Annotated in this window: 2 protein-coding genes and 1 pseudogene; all 3 read right to left on the reverse strand. The window is 70.8% G+C overall.

Annotated features, from left to right (window positions below):
* On the reverse strand, positions 1-421 hold a 421-nt coding region (locus ASG00_RS16160), incomplete at its 3' end, for a histidine kinase (RefSeq protein WP_442922565.1).
* 25 nt (positions 422-446) lie between these two features.
* Entirely contained in the window at positions 447-1061 is a 615-nt protein-coding gene (gene kdpC, locus ASG00_RS01080) for a K(+)-transporting ATPase subunit C (RefSeq protein WP_056206218.1), read from the reverse strand.
* A gap of 19 nt (positions 1062-1080) precedes the next feature.
* Positions 1081-1293, reverse strand: a pseudogene (locus ASG00_RS16165) (potassium-transporting ATPase subunit B); the annotation flags it as partial.

Consider the following 1293-nt stretch of genomic DNA (forward strand, 5'->3'; position numbering starts at 1 on the left):
TGCCGGTGATCTGCTCGATCACGTCGCTGAGCGAGGCGATGTGCTGCACGTTGACGGTCGTGATCACGTCGATGCCCGCGTCCCGCAGCTGCTCGACGTCCTCCCACCGTTTCGCATGCGCCGACCCGGGCGCGTTCGTGTGGGCGAGCTCGTCGATGAGGGCGACCGACGGATGCCGCGTGATCACCGCCTCGACGTCGAGCTCGTCGAGGCTCACCCCGCGGTGCCGGTCGCGTCGCAGCGGAACGACCTCGAGACCCCGGGTCAGCGCGGCCGTGGCCGCGCGCCCGTGCGTCTCGACGACGCCGACGACGACATCGGCGCCCTCGGCGGAGAGCCGGTGGCCCTCCTCGAGCATCGCGTAGGTCTTGCCCACGCCGGGGGCGGCCCCGAGCAGGACCCGCAGTCGCCCCCGTCGCATCGTCGTCCGTCCTTCGCCCGAGGTCTCAGTGCGAGAGCGCGTCGAGCGCCAGGTTGAGCTCGAGCACGTTCACCCGGGACTCGCCGAGGTACCCGAGGTCTCGCGGCTCGATCTTAGACGCGACCAGCTGCTGCACGACCTGTTCGCTGAGCCCCCGTTCGCGGGCGATCCGGGTCACCTGCAGGTCGGCGTAGGCCACCGAGATGTCGGAGTCGAGACCCGAGCCCGACGCGGTGATCGCGTCGGCGGGAACGAGCGACGGGTCGACGCCCTCGAACGCGGCGACGGCCGCCCGGCGCCCGGTGATCGCGTCGACGAGCTTCTGGTTGGTGGGGCCGAGGTTGGAGCCGCCCGAGGCCGTCGGGTCGTAGCCCGCGCCCGCCGCGGACGGCCGCGGCTGGAAGTACCGCGGCGAGGGGTTCCCCTCGGTGTCGAGGAACTGCTGGCCGATCAGGGCGCTTCCGACCGTCTGTCCCGACGAGTCGGTGACGAGCGACCCGTTCGCCTGCCACGGGAACACCAGCTGGCCGACCGCGGTCACCACGGCGGTGTAGCCGATGCCGAGGATCAGCGTGAAGACGAGCATCGCACGGACGGCGACGCCGAAGGTGCGCAGCGAGGTGCGCGAGAGCGTGGACATGTCTGTCTCTTTTCTTCGGTCAGAAGCCGGGGATGAGGCCGACGACCAGGTCGATCAGCTTGATGCCGATGAACGGGGCGATGACACCGCCGATGCCGTAGACGAGCAGGTTGCGGTTGAGGATGCGCGCGGCGCTCGCCGGCTTGTACGCCACCCCGCGCAGGGCGAGGGGCACGAGGGCGATGATGACCAGCGCGTTGAAGATGATGGCGCTGGTGACCGCCGAGGCGGG

The sequence above is a fragment of the Microbacterium sp. Leaf351 genome (assembly GCF_001423825.1).
GTDB classification, from domain to species: domain Bacteria; phylum Actinomycetota; class Actinomycetes; order Actinomycetales; family Microbacteriaceae; genus Microbacterium; species Microbacterium ginsengisoli.

Bases quoted from the DNA above. Each gene is read 5' to 3' on its own strand.
- kdpC (WP_056206218.1), bottom strand. From the start codon at position 1,061: ATGTCCACGCTCTCGCGCACCTCGCTGCGCACCTTCGGCGTCGCCGTC.